This is a genomic window from Nostoc sp., assembly GCF_036917775.1.
Taxonomy (GTDB): Bacteria; Cyanobacteriota; Cyanobacteriia; order Cyanobacteriales; family Nostocaceae; genus Nostoc.
The window spans coordinates 62,833-85,010 of record NZ_JBALEQ010000161.1; the positions used below are offsets into that span (position 1 = coordinate 62,833).

At 41.8% G+C, this 22,178-nt stretch carries 14 protein-coding genes and 1 tRNA gene; 7 read left to right on the forward strand and 8 right to left on the reverse strand.

The annotated features are described in order from the left end of the window. Positions 1 to 273 precede the first annotated feature (273 nt). Positions 274 to 4,308 (forward strand): DUF4912 domain-containing protein, encoded by a 4,035-nt coding sequence (locus tag V7K69_RS32400; RefSeq protein ID WP_335042323.1) that lies wholly within the window; start codon positions 274 to 276, stop codon positions 4,306 to 4,308. Positions 4,309 to 4,402: 94 nt separating this feature from the next. On the opposite strand, the gene V7K69_RS32405 is transcribed toward V7K69_RS32400, so the two are convergent. Then, positions 4,403 to 4,474, reverse strand: a tRNA-Val gene (locus V7K69_RS32405). A 216-nt stretch (positions 4,475 to 4,690) separates the two neighbouring features. Next, positions 4,691 to 6,352 carry a DUF262 domain-containing protein gene (locus V7K69_RS32410; RefSeq protein WP_335042324.1) on the reverse strand — a complete coding sequence of 554 codons (1,662 nt, stop codon included), beginning with the start codon at positions 6,350 to 6,352 and terminating at the stop codon, positions 4,691 to 4,693. A 453-nt stretch (positions 6,353 to 6,805) separates the two neighbouring features. Here V7K69_RS32410 and fbp point away from each other — a divergent pair, with 453 nt between their 5' ends. The 4 genes from fbp to opcA all read left to right on the forward strand — a co-directional run bounded on the left by fbp (position 6,806) and on the right by opcA (position 12,485). Beyond that, entirely contained in the window at positions 6,806 to 7,855 is a 1,050-nt protein-coding gene (gene fbp / locus V7K69_RS32415; RefSeq protein ID WP_335042326.1) for a class 1 fructose-bisphosphatase, read from the forward strand. 329 nt (positions 7,856 to 8,184) lie between these two features. Further along, positions 8,185 to 9,330, forward strand: a complete 1,146-nt coding sequence (gene tal, locus V7K69_RS32420) for a transaldolase (protein WP_335042328.1) — start codon at positions 8,185 to 8,187, stop codon at positions 9,328 to 9,330. Positions 9,331 to 9,481: 151 nt separating this feature from the next. Next, a complete protein-coding gene (gene zwf, locus V7K69_RS32425; RefSeq protein ID WP_012410371.1) occupies positions 9,482 to 11,011 on the forward strand; it encodes a glucose-6-phosphate dehydrogenase in 1,530 nt (509 codons plus the stop codon). Between the two features lie 112 nt (positions 11,012 to 11,123). Continuing rightward, complete coding sequence (gene opcA / locus V7K69_RS32430; protein ID WP_335042330.1) at positions 11,124 to 12,485, forward strand: glucose-6-phosphate dehydrogenase assembly protein OpcA; 1,362 nt, start codon at positions 11,124 to 11,126, stop codon at positions 12,483 to 12,485. 147 nt (positions 12,486 to 12,632) lie between these two features. Here opcA and V7K69_RS32435 read toward each other — a convergent pair whose 3' ends face one another. Next, positions 12,633 to 13,364 (reverse strand): ParB N-terminal domain-containing protein, encoded by a 732-nt coding sequence (locus V7K69_RS32435; protein ID WP_335042332.1) that lies wholly within the window; start codon positions 13,362 to 13,364, stop codon positions 12,633 to 12,635. After that, on the reverse strand, positions 13,364 to 14,725 hold the full coding sequence (locus V7K69_RS32440) for an AAA family ATPase (RefSeq protein WP_335042334.1): 1,362 nt from the start codon (positions 14,723 to 14,725) through the stop codon (positions 13,364 to 13,366). The genes V7K69_RS32435 and V7K69_RS32440 overlap by 1 nt, the downstream gene beginning before the upstream one ends. Positions 14,726 to 14,952: 227 nt before the next feature. Here V7K69_RS32440 and V7K69_RS32445 point away from each other — a divergent pair, with 227 nt between their 5' ends. Further along, a complete protein-coding gene (locus tag V7K69_RS32445; protein WP_335042336.1) occupies positions 14,953 to 15,324 on the forward strand; it encodes a zinc ribbon domain-containing protein in 372 nt (123 codons plus the stop codon). 83 nt (positions 15,325 to 15,407) lie between these two features. Here the strand turns inward: V7K69_RS32445 and nblS are convergent, their stop codons facing one another. Continuing rightward, on the reverse strand, positions 15,408 to 17,354 hold the full coding sequence (gene nblS / locus V7K69_RS32450) for a two-component system sensor histidine kinase NblS (RefSeq protein WP_335042339.1): 1,947 nt from the start codon (positions 17,352 to 17,354) through the stop codon (positions 15,408 to 15,410). 288 nt (positions 17,355 to 17,642) lie between these two features. Beyond that, a complete protein-coding gene (gene pabB / locus V7K69_RS32455) occupies positions 17,643 to 19,811 on the reverse strand; it encodes an aminodeoxychorismate synthase component I (protein ID WP_335042341.1) in 2,169 nt (722 codons plus the stop codon). Positions 19,812 to 20,096: 285 nt separating this feature from the next. Here pabB and V7K69_RS32460 point away from each other — a divergent pair, with 285 nt between their 5' ends. Beyond that, entirely contained in the window at positions 20,097 to 20,291 is a 195-nt protein-coding gene (locus tag V7K69_RS32460; protein WP_335042343.1) for a hypothetical protein, read from the forward strand. Between the two features lie 51 nt (positions 20,292 to 20,342). Here the strand turns inward: V7K69_RS32460 and V7K69_RS32465 are convergent, their stop codons facing one another. Together V7K69_RS32465 and yidD are read right to left on the reverse strand one after the other, a co-directional pair. Beyond that, positions 20,343 to 21,359, reverse strand: a complete 1,017-nt coding sequence (locus V7K69_RS32465) for a sulfate/molybdate ABC transporter ATP-binding protein (protein WP_335042344.1) — start codon at positions 21,357 to 21,359, stop codon at positions 20,343 to 20,345. A gap of 94 nt (positions 21,360 to 21,453) precedes the next feature. Continuing rightward, the gene (gene yidD, locus V7K69_RS32470) at positions 21,454 to 21,993 is read right to left on the reverse strand and encodes a membrane protein insertion efficiency factor YidD (protein ID WP_335042393.1); all 540 of its coding nucleotides are present in this window, start codon (positions 21,991 to 21,993) and stop codon (positions 21,454 to 21,456) included. Positions 21,994 to 22,178 lie beyond the last annotated feature (185 nt).

Here is a 22,178-nt window from a genome sequence, read left to right on the forward strand (position 1 = left end):
CAATAATTCATAATTGTGGCCATAAGCTACCAACTTGGTATAAGTTGCAATATAAATTAGAACATTTTATAGTAAACAGACTCTGGCAATGAGATGTATAAATTATCATGCTATACAATTTCAGTCCAAGTATAAATCAATATAAGTGCGCTGAAGGAACTTAGAAGTAAAGAGAACTCAGATGTATAATTAGCGCGTCTCCTCCATAATCTTTAACAAGATTGTGGGTTAAGACTGGTAGGCTTTCTATTTTTTACTTTAATTAAGGGGCTTATGTGGCAACAAGAAAAAAAAGATACTTCGATAATCAGGCTGATACTATGGGTTGCTTTAGCTACAACTCCTATGGCAGCAGGTTTGCTGGTATCAGAACCGATACTGGCGCAATCTAAAACTGAGTCTCCTTCTTTTACACTGCCGCAAACAGTGCAGAATGGAACGACAATTCGGATTGATGGTTCAAATAGTTTGGGTGCAATCAACCAAGGTCTAAAAGAAAATTTTGAAAAACAATTTTCGGGTACTAAGGTTGAAGTTGCCGCTAATGGCACTGATACAGCACTGAAAGATTTGCTAGATGGCAAAATCGACATCGTAGCAATGGGGCGGGGGTTGACACCAGCAGAAAAAGCTCAAGGATTAGAGCAAGTCCGCTTGCGCCGTGAGAAGATTGCGATCGTGGTCAGCGCAGATAATCCTTTCAAAGGAAGCTTGACTAGTAGGCAATTTGCTCGGATTTTCCGGGGACAAATTACAAATTGGTCACAACTAGGAGCGCCTCCAGGGAAAATTCGGTTAATCGATCACCCGAACACAAGTGAGACTCGCAATACTTTTCGCACTTATCCAGCCTTCAAGAATGCTGAATTTGCTACAGGGTCTAGTGCTACCCAACTAACTGAGGATAATACCGCAGAAATCATCAAACAACTGGGCAAAGATGGTATCAGCTATGTGTTAGCTAATCAGGTGTCGAAGCTGCAAAATGTGCGAGTTCTGCAATTACATCAAGCCTTACCAGATGATGCAAAATATCCCTTCTCGCAACCTTTAGTTTACGTTTATAAAAAAAATCCCAGTTTAAGCGTAGTAGATTTTCTTGGCTTTACCCTTGCACCCGCAGGACAGCAGGCTATAGAACAAGCAAGAACAGCTGAAGCAACTGCGATCGCAACCAACGTATCAAAACCTATTGTCGCGCCTCCTCCCACTGCTCAGACCACACCTGCTGCGACAGCTTCCCCTAGTGCTACTTCTTCTGCATTTGCCGAACAGCCTTTTGTCGCTCCTACTCCTGAAACACAAAAAAGCCCAATTGTCAACAAAGAAGTACCGTTTTGGGTACTGCTACCTTTGTTTTTTGTTAGTGTAATTGCAGCGTTGGCCTGGTGGACTCTCGGAAAAAACCCATCATCTGATGAGAAAACAGACAACTTACCAGAACCAAATCCTCATCCACCCGATCCAGAAGACGGAGAAACAGCAGTACTTAATGCCAGCACAGCTGCCTCCATTAACGGGGTAATGCTTGAAGAACAGCCAGTTTCACAATTCCAAGAGCAAGAAACCCCCGATCGCACTCCTTTCAATATCTATACTCAAACACAATCTGAACTGGCTGAGAATGGTACTCACGAGGCAAGTAATGGAACTTCTAACCTCTATGAAGGCACAACCTCTACTCTAACTAATGGAGCGGGAGCCGCAGCTTTAACTGGTGGTACAGCTTTAGCAACAGGCATCGGAGCAGCTACCTGGTCTGCCTTTAACAACAAAGAAACAGAAACAAACGCCATTGATGAGACGGTCGAGCGAGATAATTATACTGGGACAAATACACCCGATTCTGATGAGGTTACATGGGATATAGAAGCCCCAGCAGCTGTAGTAAATACTCCATATCCTCACTTGGGCAATCTTCCCGAAGACATATCTTCTGATGTAGAACTGCCTTCATCTGAGGTAACAGAGCTACTGCCAGAATTACCAGATGTGCCAGAAGTAACATCTGGTTTGGAATATTGGGACACAGAAATTTCTGAAGATCAGATAGATGAGGAACTTCAAGCAGAATTGAATTGGCTACAAAGTATCACCTCAACGGAAGATACAGATGAATTGCCCTTACCAGACTCTGCCGAAGTGGAACCTGCACCATTACCACCATCTCCACTGCTCAATTTGCCAGAATTGCCAGATGTAGATGTATTCAATGTAGTAGCAGATGCAGCCGAACCTCCTATCGAGGTGGTAGACGAAGAATCTCAAACAGAGCCAACTCTTGGCGAAGGTGCTGCTGAGAATGACTCCATAGATTTTGCAGGCGTTGCAGCTTTAGCAGCAGGCGCAGGGATTGGAGCCTGGGCGATTAATCTGGGATCGGATACCCCAGGAGAAACTGATACTACGATTGACAATGTGCCAATCGCAGCCGAAACAGATATCCACTTGGGAGATACAGATGAACAAAGCAGTATTGTGCTAACACCGCATACTTCTACATCAGCTAATGTCTCTTGGGAAATTTCTGAAACCAAGAAAGCAGAACTGTGGCAACAAGGCGGCTCTCAATTGGCAGTGCGGCTGTATGATGTGACTGGCATTGACTTGAGTTATCAAACTCCCCAGCTTGTCCAGCAGTATGAATGTGCAGAGACAGCACACGATCGCTTAGTAGAGATTCCCGCCAGCGATCGCGATTATATAGCTGAAATTGGTTATATCGCTTATGGCGAGTACTGGTTATTGATCGCCCGTTCCGCAGTTCTTCGTGTCTTCAGTCCTGTGAATCCAGATCCGATCGTTGAGGATGTGGCGATTGCGGATGAAACAGATATTCACTTGGGAGATGTTGAACAAGAGAGCAGTATTGTGCTTACACCACATACTTCTACATCGGCTCATGTCTCTTGGGAAGTTTCCGAAACCAAGAAAGCAGCACTGCGTCAACAGGGCGGCTCTCAATTTATAGTGCGGATTTATGATGTGACTGGCATTGACTTGAGCTATCAAAGTCCTCAGCTTGTCAAGCAGTATGAATCTGAAGAGACAGTAAACGACGGAATAGCAGATGTTCCCGCCAGCGATCGCGATTATATAGCTGAAATTGGTTATCTCGCTGATGGCGAACGCTGGTTATTCATCGCCCGTTCAGCAGTTGTTCATTTCTCTAGTCCTGTACATCCAGATCCCGTCGTTGATAATGTGGCGATTGCGGATGAAACAGCTATTGACTTGGTAGATGTTGAACAAGAGAGCAGTCTTGTCCTCACACCTCGCACTTACCAATGGGCTGATGTCTCTTGGGAGATATCCGAAACCAAGAAAGCAGAACTGCGACAACAGGGCGGCTCTAAATTGGTAGTGCGGTTATATGATGCAACTGGGATTGACTTGAGTTATCAACATCCTCAGTTTGTCCAACAGTATGAATGTGACGAGACTGCAAACGATCGCTTTGTAGAAATTCCCATCAGCGATCGCGACTACATAGCTGAAATTGGCTATGTCGCTGATGGCGATTGCTGGTTATTTATTGCCCGTTCTGCGATCGCTCGTGTTTTTAGTCCTGTTCCTACAGATTCCACCGTTGAAAATGGAGCGTTACCAAGTGAAACAGCTATTAACTTGGTAAACGTAGAAGAAAATCGTGTTTTCAGTCCTGTTCCTACAGATTCCACCGTTGAAAATGGAGCATTACCAAGCGAAACAGCTATTAACTTGGTAAACGTAGAAGAAAAGAGCAGTGAAGAAGAAAGCAACATACTGCTCACACCCCGCACTCCTAAATGGGCTTATGTCTCTTGGCACATTTCCCAGACTCAGAACAAAGCGCTGCAACAACAGGGCGGTTCTCAATTGGTAGTGCGGCTTTACGATGTAACTGGGATTGACTTGAGTTATCAAAGTCCCCAGCTTGTACAGCAGTATGAATGTGAAGAAGTAGCCCGCGATCGCTTTGTGGCGATTCCCGTGAGCGATCGCGACTATATGGTTGAAATTGGTTATGTAGCAGAAGGCGATCGTTGGTTACTCATCGCCCGTTCACCTAATGTTCGCGTTTTCAGTCGTTCCCACGAAGATTTTTGGTTTGTAGCAGATGCTGAGTTAATTATTCACGGAGCAACCCAACCAAATACAAGCGTAAACATTGCTGGACATCCCATAAAAATCAAACCCGATGGTACTTTCCACCTACGTCTTCCCTTTTCAGATGGTTTAATGGACTATCTCATAACAGTAGCGGCTGATGGAGAATCCACTAAAACCATCCATAAGAAGTTCTCTCAGGAAACTTCAGAGAATTAGTAATTTCCTAAATTACTCCCTTTTAACCCTATTCTCCCTTTTTAGGGAGAAATGGGGAGAGGGTTAATTCGCTAAAAGCTTGCCTGTATATAAGTGGGCGATACTGGATTTGAACCAGTGACCCCATCCGTGTGAAGGATGTGCGCTACCCCTGTGCTAATCGCCCAAGATTTTTTATATTATCATAACTTACTTAGTAGAAAGGATTCTTTCCTAGATCAGGGCACATCTGGTTACATGGGTGCAATTAAGCATCAATGTTTAAGTACGGTTTAGTCTTCTGTACATAATTTTCAAGATTTATCGAAGCATCAATTAATTTCAGCCAAAAAATGCCTTGCTTGTAATCCAAAAGGCTTATGTTTGCTTACAAGCAAGGCATTTACTCTATGAGCTTAAAGTCGCTCATAAAGCTAAAAAGTGATGCCATACATTCCAAGTTTTTCAAATTTTCACTTCTACAGCCACTGATATCAATATATAAATCTTCTGAATCTTTGTTACTAAGATGCAATGGTCTGAACTTTTTAGGGCTTTTATTTACTCTAGAACTCAGTTGGTCAACTGTTCCGATAAATTTTAACTCAGCTAGACGGCTAATTTCGTAATCATCGTCCTTAATTGTCTTGGTTAAAAATTTAATTATAAACTCGATTGCGTCATTTACATTACCTAAATCATATTCTGAACCATTTAGAATAAATTTAACATCTGTATTAGGGCTGGATCTAGTGGATATGATTGAAGTAGATGAAATCATTTCGCTTGATGGAGAATAAAATCTATGGTAAAGTTGAGAATCCACAAAATCAGCCTCATCAATTGTCTCAATTATTTTACCTGAAGAACTACATAATGGATTGGAATTGAAGTGTTGCTGCTTCTGTTCTATTTTTTCCAAATATGGCTGTGGATTCTCCATAATTAGATTAAGTTTATTTTTCCAAATTCCTATACGTTCATTAAGCTTAGAACTTGTTGAGCGTGAAACAGCATCTATAAAATTACGATCATAAGAACATAGATCAAGAAAAGCATTATAAATTAATTTTGTTTTGTTCTCTATATCGGCTATACTATAGTCAGCAAAGCCTAGCATTTGAATGTCAAAAACTGCTTGATTTTGAGATAGAGAAAAATCAGCTTTACCCTTTTTGACACTAAAGTTTCTAAATTGCTTTCCATTGAAAGTCATTTGAACCATTAAAAGTACTTTTTTAAGTAAAGATTCAAGCTCTTCTTGATTTTTACGTTTTGAAGGTAAGTCATCATCAATACTATTATCTATCCTTGCTCTCATATAAGCATTAAGTGTTTCACTTCTCGCCTCTGGGTACTGATTTATTTCTGGTTTATATAATTCATATAAACTGAAGAATCGCAAAATTAACTCTACATCAAGCATTCTATTTTTGTCTGGTTTTCCCTCTTTTATCTGGTGAAATTTTGCAAAAGGCTCTAATATTTCTCTATAGATTGGAATACGACTGCACTCGAACAAAAAATCATTAAATTCTCCATGAAACATACAATTTCTTAATTCTTGAGCATTAAGAGAAACTGACCCTTGATTGAGTCTTCCAAATACTTCAAATTGTATTTCTGGTTGGGTATCACTTTCAATTATAATGATATTGATTTGGCGTTCCCAAAACAGACTACTTATACTGGGTGGAAGTGATGGAAAAGTAGCTTGGTTTAAATCTGGTAAACTTTCAAGACCTGAGAGCTTGAGAGTTCCATTTAGAAAGTTACCAAGAGTAGTGACTCTTTGAACTCCGTCAATTATTTCAAAAATTGTTTCACCTGTTTCATTACTAAATTTTTCTAGTAAGAATAAAGGTGGAATTGGAATGTCCATAAAAATAGATTCAATGAATCGGTATTGCTTTGCGCTGTCCCATACAAAAGTTCGCTGGTAAGGTGGTATTACGATTTTTGTACTCTGAAAGTCTGTTATTAAATCTCTGACTGTACGAGTTATTGTCTTTTTAACAACTCGTACTTTTTTCAACTGTGTTAGGAAGTTTTGTCCTACTGGCATATATTTGGTGGTGTGGTTATTTGAAATTCAATCTTACGTAAATTAAATATTACATAGCCTCAGGGTAAAAGCGTAGGAAAAATATTTAATAGATACCAGTAATTAAGCTATTCCCACCAAAAGCAAAATCTAGGTTTGCATATTTGCATTAGTACATACAGTTTTTTGACAAGATTCACTTGCTGTCCAGAATGTGCATGGATAGGACGACTGATATTATTTTTTGCAGTTACTTGACTTAAATAAATTACTGACTAAATATAGGTAACATCTTAGACAGACTACTACGTATACAGGCTCTGAGTGCAAGAGTCACTGAAAACTCATTTCTTTAGTTTATCTAAAGTCGCATCTAAGTTCTCAAATTACCTTTCTAAGATAGAAGCAGCAACCACAAGTTGCCATACACGATTAAAACCCAATTAACAGCTAGTGGCTGCGGAGAACATAAAAATGACTAAAGCGCCAGAATCCTTAGACTCGTCTATCAATGAAATTACAGATAGAGCTTTAGATCGTGATTGTACAACCTTATCCCGTCACGTTCTCCAGCAACTTCAGAGTTTTTCGCCAGATGCCCAAGATTTGAGTGCGCTGATGAATCGCATTGCATTGGCAGGTAAACTAGTTGCACGCCGCATGAGTCGCGCTGGTTTAATGGAAGGCGTTCTCGGTTTTACCGGGGAAGTTAATGTCCAAGGAGAATCCGTCAAAAAGATGGATGTCTACGCCAATGATGTATTTATCTCAGTTTTTAAGCAAAGCGGCTTAGTCTGTCGCCTCGCTTCTGAGGAAATGGAAAAACCCTACTACATCCCCGAAAATTGCCCCATTGGTCGTTATACCCTCCTGTATGACCCAATTGATGGCTCATCCAACACAGATAATAATCTCAGCTTGGGTTCCATTTTTGCCATTCGCCAACAAGAAGGAACTGATAGCGATGGTAAGGCAACCGATCTCCTCACCAATGGACGAAAGCAACTTGCTGCCGGATACATCCTCTATGGGCCATGCACGATGCTGGTTTATACTATAGGTACTGGCGTTCATTCCTTTGTTCTCGATCCCAGCTTAGGAGAATTTATTCTCACAGAAGAGAATATTCGAATTCCTAACCACGGTTCCGTTTACAGCGTGAATGAGGGTAACTTCTGGCAGTGGGAAGAATCGATTCGAGAATACATCCGCTACGTTCATCGTACAGAAGGCTACAGCGCTCGTTATAGCGGCGCAATGGTGAGCGACATACATCGAATTTTGGTTCAAGGCGGCGTGTTTCTCTACCCAGGCACAATTCAAAACCCTGAAGGGAAATTGCGCTTGCTTTATGAAACCGCTCCTCTCGCCTTTTTAATTGAGCAAGCAGGCGGCCGTGCGACGACAGGATTGGTAAATATCTTGGATGTAGTGCCGAAAAAACTGCATCAGCGCACACCTTTAATTATTGGTAGCAAAGAAGATGTCGCAAAGGTGGAGTCTTTTATTCAAAACGGACACTAGAAGACAATTCGTAATGACGCTCGATGACTCGCTAACGCTGCGCTAACGTAATTCGTAATTACTTTTACGTAAGGGTTTTAGACGTTTTATAAGGGTGACTTATTTCTTTGGTGCTGTACTCTCATCTGCCATTAATTAAACGTTAATCATGGTGATTTAGGATTGGGGATGCAAAATAGCGCTTTTTGAAGATCAATTAAAGATTATCTCAGCTGGCCGATGCAATAAGTGATTGGCAACGCCACAATTCAAAAGTAACCATCAATATTTGATGCGTTTTGCCAACTTTACTTAGAAGCATCACTATACAGGAGTGAAATAAACTAGCTATGGCTACCAATCATCTACTAGAAATTAAGCAATACGGTCAAAGTATCTGGATGGATAACTTGACCCGTGACATTATTCAATCAGGTGAACTCAAAGACATGGTTGAAAATCAAGGTATATCTGGGATTACTTCTAACCCAGCTATCTTTGAAAAAGCGATCGCAGGTAATGTCATTTATGATGCCGATATAGAAGCCGGAGTTCGTGCTGGCTTACCGATAGACAAAATTTACGAATCCCTCGTTTTTGCAGATATCCGTAATGCTTGTGATATATTACGCCCTGTTTATGAAGCCTCGAATAGACTAGATGGTTATGTGAGTATCGAAGTTCCACCAACCATCGCCCATGATACGGAAGCCACAATCAGCGAAGCTCGGCGCTATTTCCAAGAAATTGATCGGGAAAATCTGATGATTAAAATTCCCGGTACAGAACCTGGTTTGCCAGCAGTAGAGCAGGTAATAGCCGAGGGCATGAATGTCAATATTACGCTGTTGTTTTCTGTAGAAAGCTATGTAAACACAGCTTGGGCTTATGTTCGGGGCTTAGAAAAACGGCTGGCTGAAGGTAAAGACATCAGTAGAATTGCTTCAGTCGCTAGCTTCTTCCTCAGCCGGATCGATAGCAACATTGATGCCAAAATAGATGCTAAGTTGAAAAAAGGCGTTGATGATATTTCGGTGGAAGCAAGGCTAAGAGCTGTGAAAGGGAAAGTAGCGATCGCTAACGCCAAGATTGCGTACCAAGAATACAAGAAAATCATTAGAAGCGAGCGTTGGCAAGAGTTAGCAGCAAAAGGGGCGACAGTGCAACGACTACTTTGGGCTAGTACCAGCACCAAAGACCCCAACTACAACGATGTGATGTATATCGAAGAGTTGGTGGGCCCTGATACCGTTAACACTGTACCACCAGCGACGATAAAAGCTTGTGCCGATCATTGTAACGTAGGCGATCGCTTAGAAACAGACGTAAATAATGCTTACACGCTGATCGAAAACCTCAAAGATCCCGACATCAACATCGATCTCGATGCCGTAATGGATGAACTATTAGATGAAGGTATCGACAAGTTCATTCAGCCCTTCCAGTCCTTGATGAACTCTTTAGAAGACAAGATCAAGGTATTGTCACCAGTGTAGGGACTGGGTATTGGGGAGTGGAGAAAAAGAAGGGGAACAGGGAGCAGGGGGATAAAGAAAACAACCCAATTCCCAATTCCCAATTCCCAATTCTCAATTCCCCATTCCCCATACCTAATCCAAAACCCAAAATCCAAAATCCAAAATTCCTATGGTTAGTCTGCTAGAAAATCCCTTGCGCGTTGGTCTGCAACAACAAGGGATGCCCGAACCCCAGATTATAGTTATCTTTGGCGCTTCTGGTGATCTCACCTGGCGCAAACTAGTGCCAGCACTTTACAAATTGCGGCGAGAACGGCGCATTCCGCCAGAAACTACTATTGTTGGCGTAGCACGTCGAGAATGGAGCCATGAATACTTCCGCGAACAAATGCAGAAGGGCATGGAAGAGGCACATCCTGATGTAGATTTAGGGGAACTCTGGCAAGACTTCTCTCAAGGTCTGTTCTACAGTCCTGGAGATATAGACAACCCTGAAAGCTACCAGAAACTAAAAACCTTACTGAGTGAATTAGACGAAAAACGGGGCACGCGAGGCAATCGCATGTTCTACCTATCCGTTGCTCCCTCATTCTTTCCCGAAGCAATTAAGCAGCTAGGAAGCGGCGGGATGCTAGAAGATCCCTACAAACATCGTCTAGTAATTGAGAAACCCTTTGGTCGGGACTTGGCTTCTGCCCAAAGCCTTAACCAAGTAGTACAGAAATATTGCAAAGAACATCAAGTATACCGTATTGACCACTACTTGGGTAAAGAAACAGTCCAGAATTTGCTGGTGTTTCGCTTTGCCAATGCGATTTTTGAACCCTTGTGGAATCGTCAATTTGTTGACCACGTACAAATTACCGTAGCAGAAACCGTGGGCGTAGAAGACCGGGCTGGCTACTATGAAAGCGCCGGCGCACTGCGGGATATGTTGCAAAATCACCTCATGCAACTTTACTGCTTAACGGCGATGGAAGCACCCAACGCAATGGATGCCGACAGCATCCGCACAGAAAAAGTGAAGGTACTCCAAGCTACTCGTTTAGCTGATGTTCACAATCTGTCGCGGTCAGCAGTGCGTGGGCAATACAGTGCTGGCTGGATGAAAGGTCAAGCAGTGCCAGGGTATCGGACAGAACCAGGCGTTGACCCCAACTCCACCACACCCACTTATGTAGCAATGAAGTTTTTGGTGGATAACTGGCGCTGGAAAGGTGTTCCTTTCTACTTGCGTACCGGAAAGCGGATGCCGAAAAAAGTGAGTGAAATTGCAATTCACTTCCGCGAAGTTCCATCTCGGATGTTCCAATCTGCCGCCCAACAGACAAACGCCAATATTTTGACGATGCGGATTCAGCCAAATGAAGGTATTTCCCTGCGTTTTGATGTCAAAATGCCGGGGGCAGAATTCCGCACCCGTTCCGTAGATATGGACTTTAGTTATGGTTCCTTTGGCATCCAAGCAACATCCGATGCCTACGATCGCTTATTCCTTGATTGTATGATGGGCGATCAAACATTGTTCACCCGCGCGGACGAAGTAGAAGCAGCTTGGCAGGTAGTAACACCAGCCCTTTCCGTTTGGGATGCACCCGCCGATCCTACTACTATTCCCCAGTACGAAGCCGGCACTTGGGAGCCAGAACAAGCCGAACTCTTAATTAACCAGGATGGCCGTCGCTGGCGCAGACTCTAAATAATAGTCATTAGTCATTAGTCATTAGTCACTAGTAAAAACAAATGACGAATGACAAATGACGAATGACAAATGACAAATGACGAATGACAAATGACAACTCAAAACTACTATGCCTACCCAAACTTCTACAATTTTTTCACTCCAGGCACCGAAAGATATTTCGCTTAACGAAATAGATGCCGAACTCAATCAAATTTGGCAAAGTTACGGTATTACTGGCGAGGACGGTGGACTTCCCAGTGCTACTAGGGCAACTACATTTACTTTAGTAGTCTACGAACCAGAAGAAACTCAGTATTTGTTGGCTGCTTTAGGATTTTACAACGGCCCAATTGATGGGATTTTAGGGCCACAAATGGCAGCAGCATTACGGGAAGTGCAAAAGAAACATAAACTGCCAGAAACTGGAACAGCAACACAAGAAACTCTGACTGTATTACGAGAAGAATTCGCTAAAGGTCAGCGAGGTGGGACTGGAGGAGAACATGCTATTGCTGGGTTAAATAGCGGTAGCCCCAGAATTGCCGATGAAATCGCTCTCCGCAACCCCTGCCGCATCATTGCCCTATTTCCTATTACTGGCGAAGATGAAGGGGTTAAGGCTCAAGTTTCTGCCTATTGCCCCATCCAAAAGCAATCGTCAAGCACACTTATCTGCTGCGAATACATTACTCTGAGTGGAACTGCTGCTGCCTTAGAACGCATCGGTGGTATGATTCCAGCATTGTTGATTGGCGGTTTGCCGAAGTTTCTCTGGTGGAAGGCGACACCAGACCCTAATAACGGTCTATTCAAACGCCTAGCAGCAATCTGCAATAATGTCATTGTCGATTCTTGCAACTTTAACGAGCCAGAAAGTGATTTACTCCGCCTAGAAGAGTTGGTAGAAGCTGGTGTACCTTTAGCGGATTTGAACTGGCGTCGCCTCGCATCATGGCAGGAATTGACAGCTGAAGCTTACGATTCGCCTAAGCGTCGCGCCGCCCTCAAAGAAATTGACCGCGTGACGATTGATTACGAAAAAGGCAATCCCGCCCAAGCTTTGCTGTTTTTGGGTTGGTTGGCAAGTCGATTGGAATGGCAACCAGTTTCTTATCAAAAGGAAAGTGGTGATTATGATATCACTCGCATCCATTTTATTTCTCAAGATCAGCGACAAGTAGAAGCGGAGTTAGCAGGGGTTCCCGTTGCGGATGTGGGCGATATTATTGGTGACTTGATTGCCTTGCGCCTCAGTTCGACAAATCCCCAGGCAGACTGTGGTACAGTTATCTGCTCGGAAACGGGTGGTTGTATGCGGATGGAAACACATGGTGGTGCCCAATCTGCCGGTCTGTTTCAACAGGTAACTTCACTTTCAGAACAAAAAGCCGAAGCATTACTGAGTCAGCAGGTGCAACGCTGGGGCCGTGAGTCCCTTTTTGAAGAAAGTCTAGGAGTGACAGCGAATATTTTCAAATTGGCGAATTAGCTTAGATTTAACCCTCTACCCTGCTTCCCGCGTCGGGAAGCAGGGCAATACGGTTCGGTTAAGGTATGAGAATGCGTTGGTGTAGAAGCATAAATGAAATTATGCAGAGTTTTACACTGCATTAATATACTTTACTAATTCCTTTAGTCAATTATTTTCTGACCATCGATCAACTATTTCGAGCATTTTTTCAATACTTATGGCTTTAACCATCCCCTTTCCACGCGGGATTTTAACCCTTTCTACTACATCATTCAATGATTGAAATTGTTTCTTATTACGCTCATTTTCTACTATTTCTGCTATCTGAGAAGCTTTTTTTTGATTAAAACCAGCATTTTGTAATTTTGAGACAATTTTAACTTGACTAAGTGTTTTAAAAACTTCTATTGGTTCAGTTTTATCAGCCATCTGCTTTTTAAGTTCTTTGACTTCATTTTCTAACTTTGCATTAGCAGTTGCTTGTTCTAATAGTTGGTTGGTTATCTTTTCAAAACGTGATTCTAAATTTATTAAAAATTGTTCTATATCTTTTAATGTAAAAGTTGTTTTATCTGAAGAATCAGCTTTCTGCTGTCTAAATAATTCAACTTGCTTTGTTAAAGCTTCCTCATTTTCAGACTCAATAATAAATGCTCCAATCATTTCAGCTTTATGAGGCTCTATCTCTTTAGCTCTAGCAGCAGCATGATATTCAAAGTGCCCATCCACTACCTCAAACGAATTGATACTTGAGCGACGAATAACTATAGGGTTAATAACTCCCGCAGCTTCTAGAATAAGATTTGCTGCTTGTTCTAGATCATCATCTGCAAAATTTGAGCGAGGTACAGTAGAAGTAATTTTCTTGATAGCAACAAGTGATGTAGATAATTTCATTAATTCAAACCTATTTTTTGCAAAACTTCTATTGCTAATAATTCAAATTCTTGTGCAGAAGCTGAATCTGGCTTAAAATCAAGCACAGAAATAGGATCGGCCAGCTCCATATCTCCTATAATTAGAAACTTTTCAGCACATTTCGCCAGATCATCTCTATCATAAATTACCGTATCCATAACTTCAAAATCATATCGTTTTGGAATAGCTTCTAGTCGTTTAGGTAAAGTATGTTTAACAAACTGGTTATTAGTAGATATTTTGCAAGCTAATACACCTAGAATTTCAATTTGAGGCTTTCTTATTTGTTTTCTAAATCCATTTATCTTTTTGAGAAATTCCCTAACGTTTATTAGTCCTTGATTAGCAAATGGTTTGAGATCAGAAGGAATAATAAGATAGTCAGCAGTAATTAGAGCAATTCTAGCGTACAGATTTAATGAAGGAGGAGTATCAATCAATACTACATCATATTCTTCTGCCACTGCATCTAGTTTTTGAGCAAGCATCATTTTACTATCTTCTTGCTGAATTAACTCATTTTCATAATTCATTAAACTAATATGAGAAGGAACAACGCTAATTTCTGGATTTGTGAATTGGGATTTTCTGGCGACTTCATTTATAGGAAAAAAATCTTCTGATTGCAGAATATGACGAATATTAGAATCTTTGATATCATCAAACTCTTCATCATCAAATTTGACTAAACCAGTAGCAAATGTAGTGTTGGCTTGACTGTCTAAATCAATAACTAGAACTCTTTTTCCCTTCTTTCTAATAGCAGCAGCTAGATTAACTACAGTTGTTGTCTTACCAACGCCACCTTTATTATGGTAAACCGCGATTGTTTTCATTGAATGTTGCCTTTTTATTTCAAAATTTGAATTATTTTCTATCTGAACTTTTGATTTATCTATTAGCTGTCTTTCTTTCAAACTCTCTCTACCAATTCGAGTTTTAATTTCATCTATCTTTATCTCAACTTCTTTCCCAGAGCATTGAAATATTAACTGAATATCAGCCTGTAATTTTTGATAAATTCTAATCTCTTTGCCATTAGTTAGCAATCCATACCTGACATTCAAGCTAGTCAAATAATGCCTGAGTCGCGGGACATGATTATTTAAGTTTTTTTTGGGATGCTTTGCCTCCATGACGACACTCAGGGGTGAGTTAGCATCTAAGACAAAGGGAATCACCTGTGCAGCAAATGCTAAGAAATCTAAGCGGATGCTACCAACGGCAACTTCTTGATGCCAGGTGTCAGGAGTATAACCTAGCTGTGGTAGCAAATATTGCACTATGAGTTTGCTTTCAACTTCGCTTTCGTTACGGCATAGCTCAGGATTAAAAGGCAATATTTTTCTACCTTTAAATAATTATTGGACTCAGCACAAAACCTCATACTTGCCAAAGTATTACATACCTTTAATTATTCTGAGTGATATAAATAACTTATAAAAATATAAATTATCATCATAAAATTAGTACTTTTGCTGATACACTAACAACTTTTGAGAGCTATTTTCCCATTAAACTTGTAAATGGCTAGAATCAAAGTGTTTACTTATTTGCGCTAAAGGTTTTGGCTACTGTATCTTGTCCCCACTGCCATCAACTCGTTGATAGTCAAGCTATTAGTTGTCCCTATTGCCGGACTACACTCAAAGCTTACGGTCATCCCGGTATTCCATTGCACCGCGCCACTGGGGATGGTTATCTGTGCGACACCTGCACCTATCACGCTGATGATACTTGCAATTTTCCTCAGCGTCCCTACGCCAAAGACTGTACCCTCTACCAAAATATTGAACAGACAAAGTTAGATTTGGAACAGCAGCGTTACACTAACAGTTTTGCAATAACTGTGAAAACTTGGGTAAAACGCAATCAGGCTTTGCTGTTGCTATTAGGTTTATTATTGGTCTGTTTGTTGTTCGTGATATTAAGGTCTTGATTGGTGTTTATTGGGGAATGGGGAATGGGGGAGATAAGGTAGAAAGAATAACTAATTAATGCCCAATACCCAATCCCAAAACTTTAGACCGTGGTAATTGTGGATGCTTCAGTAATAGCTTCAACTTGTATCGGTGGCGCTTTTTCCTCAAAGGCGGCTAAGTCGAACCAGAAAGTTGTGCCAATGCCAACTTCACTCACTAGATGGACTTTACTACGATGTCTGTCGATGATATTTCTAACAATCGATAATCCTAAACCTGTGCCTTCTAGGGTGTGAACTCGGTTTTCTACACGAAAGAAGCGTTCAAAAATTGAGTGCTGGTCTTCTGTAGCGATGCCAATTCCAGTATCGGAAATTTCAATCCGCACTGGAGAAGATTGGCTATGATTGGGTTTGAAATCTAGTTGGTAAGCGCGGATTGCTACTTTACCACCAGCTTTGGTAAATTTGAGGGCATTACCAATTAGGTTGCCAAAAACTTGTACTAACAGATCGTAATTACCCATTACCAGGGGTAAATTAGCAGCAACTTCCTGAAGAAGTTCAACACCTTTATCTTTTGCATTAAGTTGGTAAGTACGCAATGTTTGCTCGATCGCTTGGGCTAGATCCACTCCATCGAAGTTATACTGACGACCAGATTCGAGTTTTGATAAATCTAATACATCGTTAACTAGACGGGTCAAGCGATCGGTTTCATGGTTAACTGTTTGCAAGAACTCTTGCCGTTCTTCTAATCCTAAATCTTCGCCGTAGTCATGCAGGGTTTCAATATAGGTTTTGATGTTAAATAAAGGCGTTCGCAGTTCGTGAGAAACGTTGCTGATAAATTGGCTTTTTGCATCGTTTAATTCCACCTCACGGGTTATATCTTGGACGGTAATCGCAATGCCTTTGATGCTTTCTCTTTGCACGTTGAGTACTGTCGTCAAGAGAATGCGGATTGTCCGTTGGGTGGGTTGGTTAAGAAAAATGCGGAATTCGGCACTTTCACATTCACCTGCTGCCATTTCATACAATGGGCCACTGATTTCCATTTGTACTGCTGGCGGTAAGTGATGCAACACATTGCAGCCGACCACATCAGCCGTTTCCCAGCCAAAAATCCGCCTCGCTGTAGGGTTGACTAATATCACCTGCATATTGTTATCAATCAACACAGCACCATCTGCGATCGTGGAAACTAGAGTTTCTAGCTTGGCTTTTTCGGCTGTCAGTTCTTCAATATTCTGTTCTTCATAGCGTTCTAATCGCTCTGCCATCTCATTAAAGCTTAAAATTAACTCCCCTAGTTCGCCCCCTAAAGGTAAATCAATGCGCTGCTTGAAATTCCCGGTAGCAATTTCCTTTACCCCCACCAGGAGTTCTTTTATTGGTTTAGTGATGGTCAAAGCGTTTATTACTCCTGCCAAAATCACCATTACCCAAATTGTGATAAAAACGGCAATGGTGACATCGCGGGTAAAATTGGTGGAGATGACAGCAGTCTGATTGGGGTTGATACCGATCGCTAATACACCTAAGTATTTCTTATTAACGATTAGAGGAATAAATACATCGGTAACAACTCCATCTGGGGTCATGTGTTGCCGCACCATCGGCTTTTCCCCATCACCAGGGTAATCTTCTGGCAGTTGTATTCGCCGTTTAATGGTGAGAGAATTTTCTACCTCGGCTTCCCAAAAAGGTATGCCAAAAAAGATTTCCCCGGTTTCATCAGCGTAAAGCATATAACGCACGCTAGAGGTGCTGCTGTAGAAGCGTTGAGAAAATTGGGCAACCTCTGTGAGATTATTGTCAGCCACGAGGGGGGCAACATTGGCAGCAAGCAGCAAACCCAAGTCACGCCCGAAGCGGGTGTCATTCATTCGCGCGTCTTGCTGGATTGTATTTACAGCCCAGAAGGTCAAACCACTCATCACCAAGGAAACCACCAATGTAGCCACAGCCAGCAGCTTAGTCTGGAGGGTGAACTCAGACCACCAACTTGCGATCGCATCTCGAATTGTTTTTAACAGAGTTAGCATCTTAAATAAAGTTGTTAGTAGTCTTTGTTATAAAGCCCAACAACTAAAAAATTAACAGTTAATTTGACAAATATGTTAGAGGAACGGGAACGGGGGATTATCAGAGGATATCCCTGTTAGGGTTGTCTTAACGAATTTACCTCATTTGGGCGATCGGAGTTGATATCCAATTGAGGATTAAGGCGTTAAACCCCATTTTTTTATATTGGTTATGCACAGGTGAGTAGTCTAACAAAAATCCCACCTGTTGGGATTTTGAGCGAGTTGCCCGACTGAGGTTAGAGGCGGCTAGTAAACTGCTCGCACTTTATAGCTATCAAAAGCCTCTGTTTCTATTCCCTGGATGTAATATTGGTTAGAATCAAAGGCTCCATGCGTGGCGATCATCATGGCATGAATCAATGCCTTTGCTTTTAAAAGTGTTTCTTGAAACTCCATTTCAGGATCAGAAAGCGCCACAATGCCGCCACCAACCCCAATTGAGGTTTGCTCTGGAGTCAGCACAGCAGTACGAATGACAATATTCAAATCAGCCGAACCATTCAATCCCAAAAAGCCGATCGCTCCTGAGTATACTCCCCGTGCTTCTTGCTCTAATCGATCGATAATCTCAAGGGTTCTGAGTTTGGGAGCGCCTGTCATCGAACCACCGGGAAAAGCGTTGCGAATGCAGTCTGTGGCGCTCATATCAGCGCGTAAATGACCGCGAATAGTCGTCACCAGTTGATGTACCGTAGCATAGGTTTCCACATCCATCAATTTGGGAACATGGACAGTACCCACTGCACAAACCCTTCCTAAATCATTGCGAAGCAAATCCACAATCATCAGATTTTCAGCCCGATCTTTTTCACTATTTTGCAATTTTTCACGCAGGATAAAATCTTCGTTGGGTGTTTTTCCTCGTGGTAGGGTTCCCTTAATGGGCTTTGTTTCTACCCAGCCTTGGCAATCAATATGCAGAAATCGCTCTGGAGATGAGCAAGCGATCGCTACATCGCCAAAGCGCAAAAATGCAGAGTATGGAGCAGGATTGATGCGGCGCAATGAACGATAGAACACCAGGGGATCGGGTGTTGTGTCTGTGTGAATCTTGTTTGTTAAACAAACTTGATAAGTTTCTCCTTCGTGAATTTCTTGCAAACACATCTGAATATTATCAAGATAAGTTTTTTCAGACCGACTTAATTGGAAAATAACAGGTGTCTGAACTTCTGGTGTAACAATAGGCGATAGGGGAAGAAGATGGTCAAGCTGGTGTTTTATCCATTCAAACCAGGCTTCTGCTAAGTCGTATTGTCCATGCTGAATAAGGCAAAGCAGATAGAGGGTTTGCTCTTGGTGATCGATTGCAATCATCCGATCAGCCAGCAAAAACATGGCATCAGGTAAGCTAGAGGCGTGATTTAATTTAGATCCGCACTCTGCTTTTAGTTCATAGCCAAAATAACCCACAAACCCGCAGTTGAAATCGAAGGGTAAATCATCAGATGGGCAATGTCGCCGTTCAATTTCATTCTGGAGATATTCAAAAATTCCCTTTGTCTTACAGCTTATGGTATCAGACTGTGTAATTGTGAGTTCCTGCGATAGTGTCTGATAGCGAATTAGCAGACTGTTTTCGCCACCGCTATCTCCCATAAAGGAAAAGCGAGAAAGACCGGATTCAACCAGACTGCTATCTAGCCAGAAGGTATTTGGTGATTTGCCAAACAAATGCACAAACATTTGCTCGGTATCGGGATACAAATTCAGCTTGTGCGTACAAAGTTCAAATTCCTGTTGCTGTTTTTGGGAAGAAGAACTTGGAGGTATGGAAGCAGCACCGCTATTTCCTACCCAATAGTGTTTTCTCGGACTATTGCCGCGTTCTTGGGCAAATTTTAGGGTAATCTCTCTAAAATTCTCGAATAAGGTTTGTCCATATTGAGTACAGATTGACTCTGGATGAAACTGCACACCCCATAGCGGCAAAGCTCGATGGCGCATTCCCATCACCAGATTGTCCTCTGTCCACGCTACTTTTTCTAAACAGTTTGGTAGGTCATGTGCAACCAGCAAAGAATGATAGCGCACAACAGAGAAAGGAGAAGGAATTTCTACAAACAAATCAGAACCACTGTGATAAACTTCACTGATCCGCCCATGCTGAACTTCAGGTGCATGGATAACTTTTCCTCCATACGCATTACCAAGTCCTTGATGTCCAAGACAAACACCTAAAAGTGGCACTTGGGTATTTTGAATAGCTTGACTACAAATCCCAAAATCTTTTAGATTCTCAGGACGGCCTGGCCCTGGTGAAATCACAATGTTGTCAAATTCCCAATGTTGCAGTTCATCCCATGCAAATTGATCGTTGTAAATCACAGTGGGATACTCTGCATTTACTTCTGCAATTAATTGGTAAAGATTAAAAGTATAAGAGTCATAATTGTCAATAATTAGGGTTTTCATCTTGTAATTTTCGGTGTTGTTATCCCTTTATAGGATTACTATTTGATTTTTGAACAAAATTAGGTATGTAGAGTGTGTTAGAACGGAGTTCGTAACGCACTATGATCATGGGTTTGATGCGTTACGCTGTCGCTAACACATCCTACGTATATTTTCAGAAATCAAACCGGATTCCTATAGCCTAAGAGGATGTTTGAAAAGTTGTGATTTATGAAATGGAAATAAACCTCATCTATGTTGAAACCTCGAGTTTTTTAAAAGATATATTTATGTAGGTTGGGTGAAGTGAAACGCAACCCAACATTACCACCAAATTTTATGTTGGGTTACGCTAAAGCTGCACCCAGCCTACAAAACTATAGTTCTCAAGGTAGACGAGGTTTAGGCTTAAAACCCTTACCAATGAAAAATGACAGCCTTAGCCAGTTAGCTTTAATTACGCCGACCTACGCAAGATTAAAACCCCTAGCCAATAGCTGAATTAGACAGCGATTAACTAGGGGTTTCGACCATTGGGAAACTGGCAAAAGTCTAAATTGAATAAGATACTGGGAAGGATTTCGCATCCTTTGGCTTGACATATACACGTTGTTTCGGTTCTAACTCTAAGTCATTAAAGCGATCGCGCGTTAAATGCGCCATCACCACTTGCCCATCATCGAAAGTTAATTCTACCTGAATTTCCCAACCCAAATGTATCAATCGGCTCACTGTTGCAGGTGTAGTGGCACCGTTAGCAGCCTTTTCTAAAATCACATCTTGCGGGCGCAAAAATACTTGTGGATGTGGCGCATCAAACCCGCTACTTTGAAAAATCTTCGAGTTGCTGGGCAATACATTTACCGGGCCGATGAAGCTCATCACAAATGCGGTGGCAGGATTATCATAAATTTCCGATGGTGTCCCTACCTGTTCCACGCGCCCTTTATTCATGACCACAACTTCATCGGAAACTTCCATTGCTTCCTCTTGGTCGTGGGTGACAAAAACCGTGGTAACATGAACCTCATCATGGAGGCGGCGTAACCATGCCCGTAAATCTTTGCGGACTTTAGCATCAAGTGCGCCAAAGGGTTCATCTAGGAGTAACACTTCAGGTTCTACTGCTAATGCCCTTGCTAAGGCTACCCGTTGTCTTTGACCACCAGAAAGTTGTGATGGATAGCGATCGCCTAATCCACTCAATTGCACCAACTCTAGTAATTGTTCTACCTTTCCCTTAATCTTCTTTGGCTGTGCCTTGCGAATTTCTAAGCCAAAAGCAATATTCTGCCTGACAGTCAAATGCTTAAATAGGGCATAGTGCTGAAATACAAAGCCAATATTGCGCTGCTGCACGCTTTGATATGTAGCATCCTTACCGGTAAGCAGGATTTTGCCGCTATCTGGCATTTCTAAACCTGAAATTAACCGTAGTAGCGTAGATTTACCAGACCCCGACGGCCCAAGCAACGCAACTAGCGAACCACTCTTAATTTCCAGGCTAACCTCATCAACAGCCTTGAAACTCCCGAATTGTTTGGAGACATTCTCAACTACTATGCCCACTGCTGCTATACCTCTGCAACTAAATCTACAGATCCTTGGTAGGATTACTGTGTCTTACATATACCATACATCGTTATTTGTGTATGAACAAAATTTAGCTACCGCAGCTGCCGCAATCGAGGAAGCTACAATCAGCGCCACTGCAATCAAGGGAACTACAATCAGCAGCACCACAATCCGGGGGACTACAATCAGGAGCCATATTAAGCATCTCGGCACAATTGCAGCCCAAATCGGCACAATCAAAACATTCAGTATTGTTGCTGTTAATAAATGAGGATGTTTGACCAACTTTACCAGATGCTTGTTTTCGTTGCTGTGTTTCTGCTTCTTCCTCTGGGGATTCTTCGGAATTTTCGATTGACATAGATACGTAGCGACAAGTTGCTGCGTATTTACGCAAAATTTGGTTAGCTTCCTTGCAAGCTTGAAATCGTTCACGACTATTGACTAATGCTACTTTTAAACCTTCCTTAGCAATTACCCGCTTGAAGTACCCAGAGCAAGATTCGCCGCCATATAATATTCTGTGGGCACAAGCAAAACCTTTGTGTGGAGAAATGTGCTTTTGATATCCGGTAATTGCGGCGGCACTAACTTGTCTAGCAAAAGAATCGAACAAGGAAATCTGCATATTTTGGGATTGGCGACTAGGCAATATTCTTCATTCTTCCCAATACCTAATTCCCAATTCCCAATGCCCTATTCCCAATCTCAATTCGTATCGAAACATTAAGGAATATTGCATTTAAGCAGAAACCTAGAGGAAAAGCGCCAAATCACTAGAAAGACCGTGGTAGTATGCTCTCGGTAAATGTG

What these genes read in the sequence shown, in the direction of transcription:
- V7K69_RS32400 (WP_335042323.1), top strand. Translation starts at nt 274, where the DNA reads ATGTGGCAACAAGAAAAAAAAGATACTTCGATAATCAGGCTGATACTA.
- V7K69_RS32410 (WP_335042324.1), bottom strand. Translation starts at nt 6,352, where the DNA reads ATGCCAGTAGGACAAAACTTCCTAACACAGTTGAAAAAAGTACGAGTT.
- fbp (WP_335042326.1), top strand. Translation starts at nt 6,806, where the DNA reads ATGACTAAAGCGCCAGAATCCTTAGACTCGTCTATCAATGAAATTACA.
- tal (WP_335042328.1), top strand. Translation starts at nt 8,185, where the DNA reads ATGGCTACCAATCATCTACTAGAAATTAAGCAATACGGTCAAAGTATC.
- zwf (WP_012410371.1), top strand. Translation starts at nt 9,482, where the DNA reads ATGGTTAGTCTGCTAGAAAATCCCTTGCGCGTTGGTCTGCAACAACAA.
- opcA (WP_335042330.1), top strand. Translation starts at nt 11,124, where the DNA reads ATGCCTACCCAAACTTCTACAATTTTTTCACTCCAGGCACCGAAAGAT.
- V7K69_RS32435 (WP_335042332.1), bottom strand. Translation starts at nt 13,364, where the DNA reads ATGAAATTATCTACATCACTTGTTGCTATCAAGAAAATTACTTCTACT.
- nblS (WP_335042339.1), bottom strand. Translation starts at nt 17,354, where the DNA reads ATGCTAACTCTGTTAAAAACAATTCGAGATGCGATCGCAAGTTGGTGG.
- pabB (WP_335042341.1), bottom strand. Translation starts at nt 19,811, where the DNA reads ATGAAAACCCTAATTATTGACAATTATGACTCTTATACTTTTAATCTT.
- yidD (WP_335042393.1), bottom strand. Translation starts at nt 21,993, where the DNA reads ATGCAGATTTCCTTGTTCGATTCTTTTGCTAGACAAGTTAGTGCCGCC.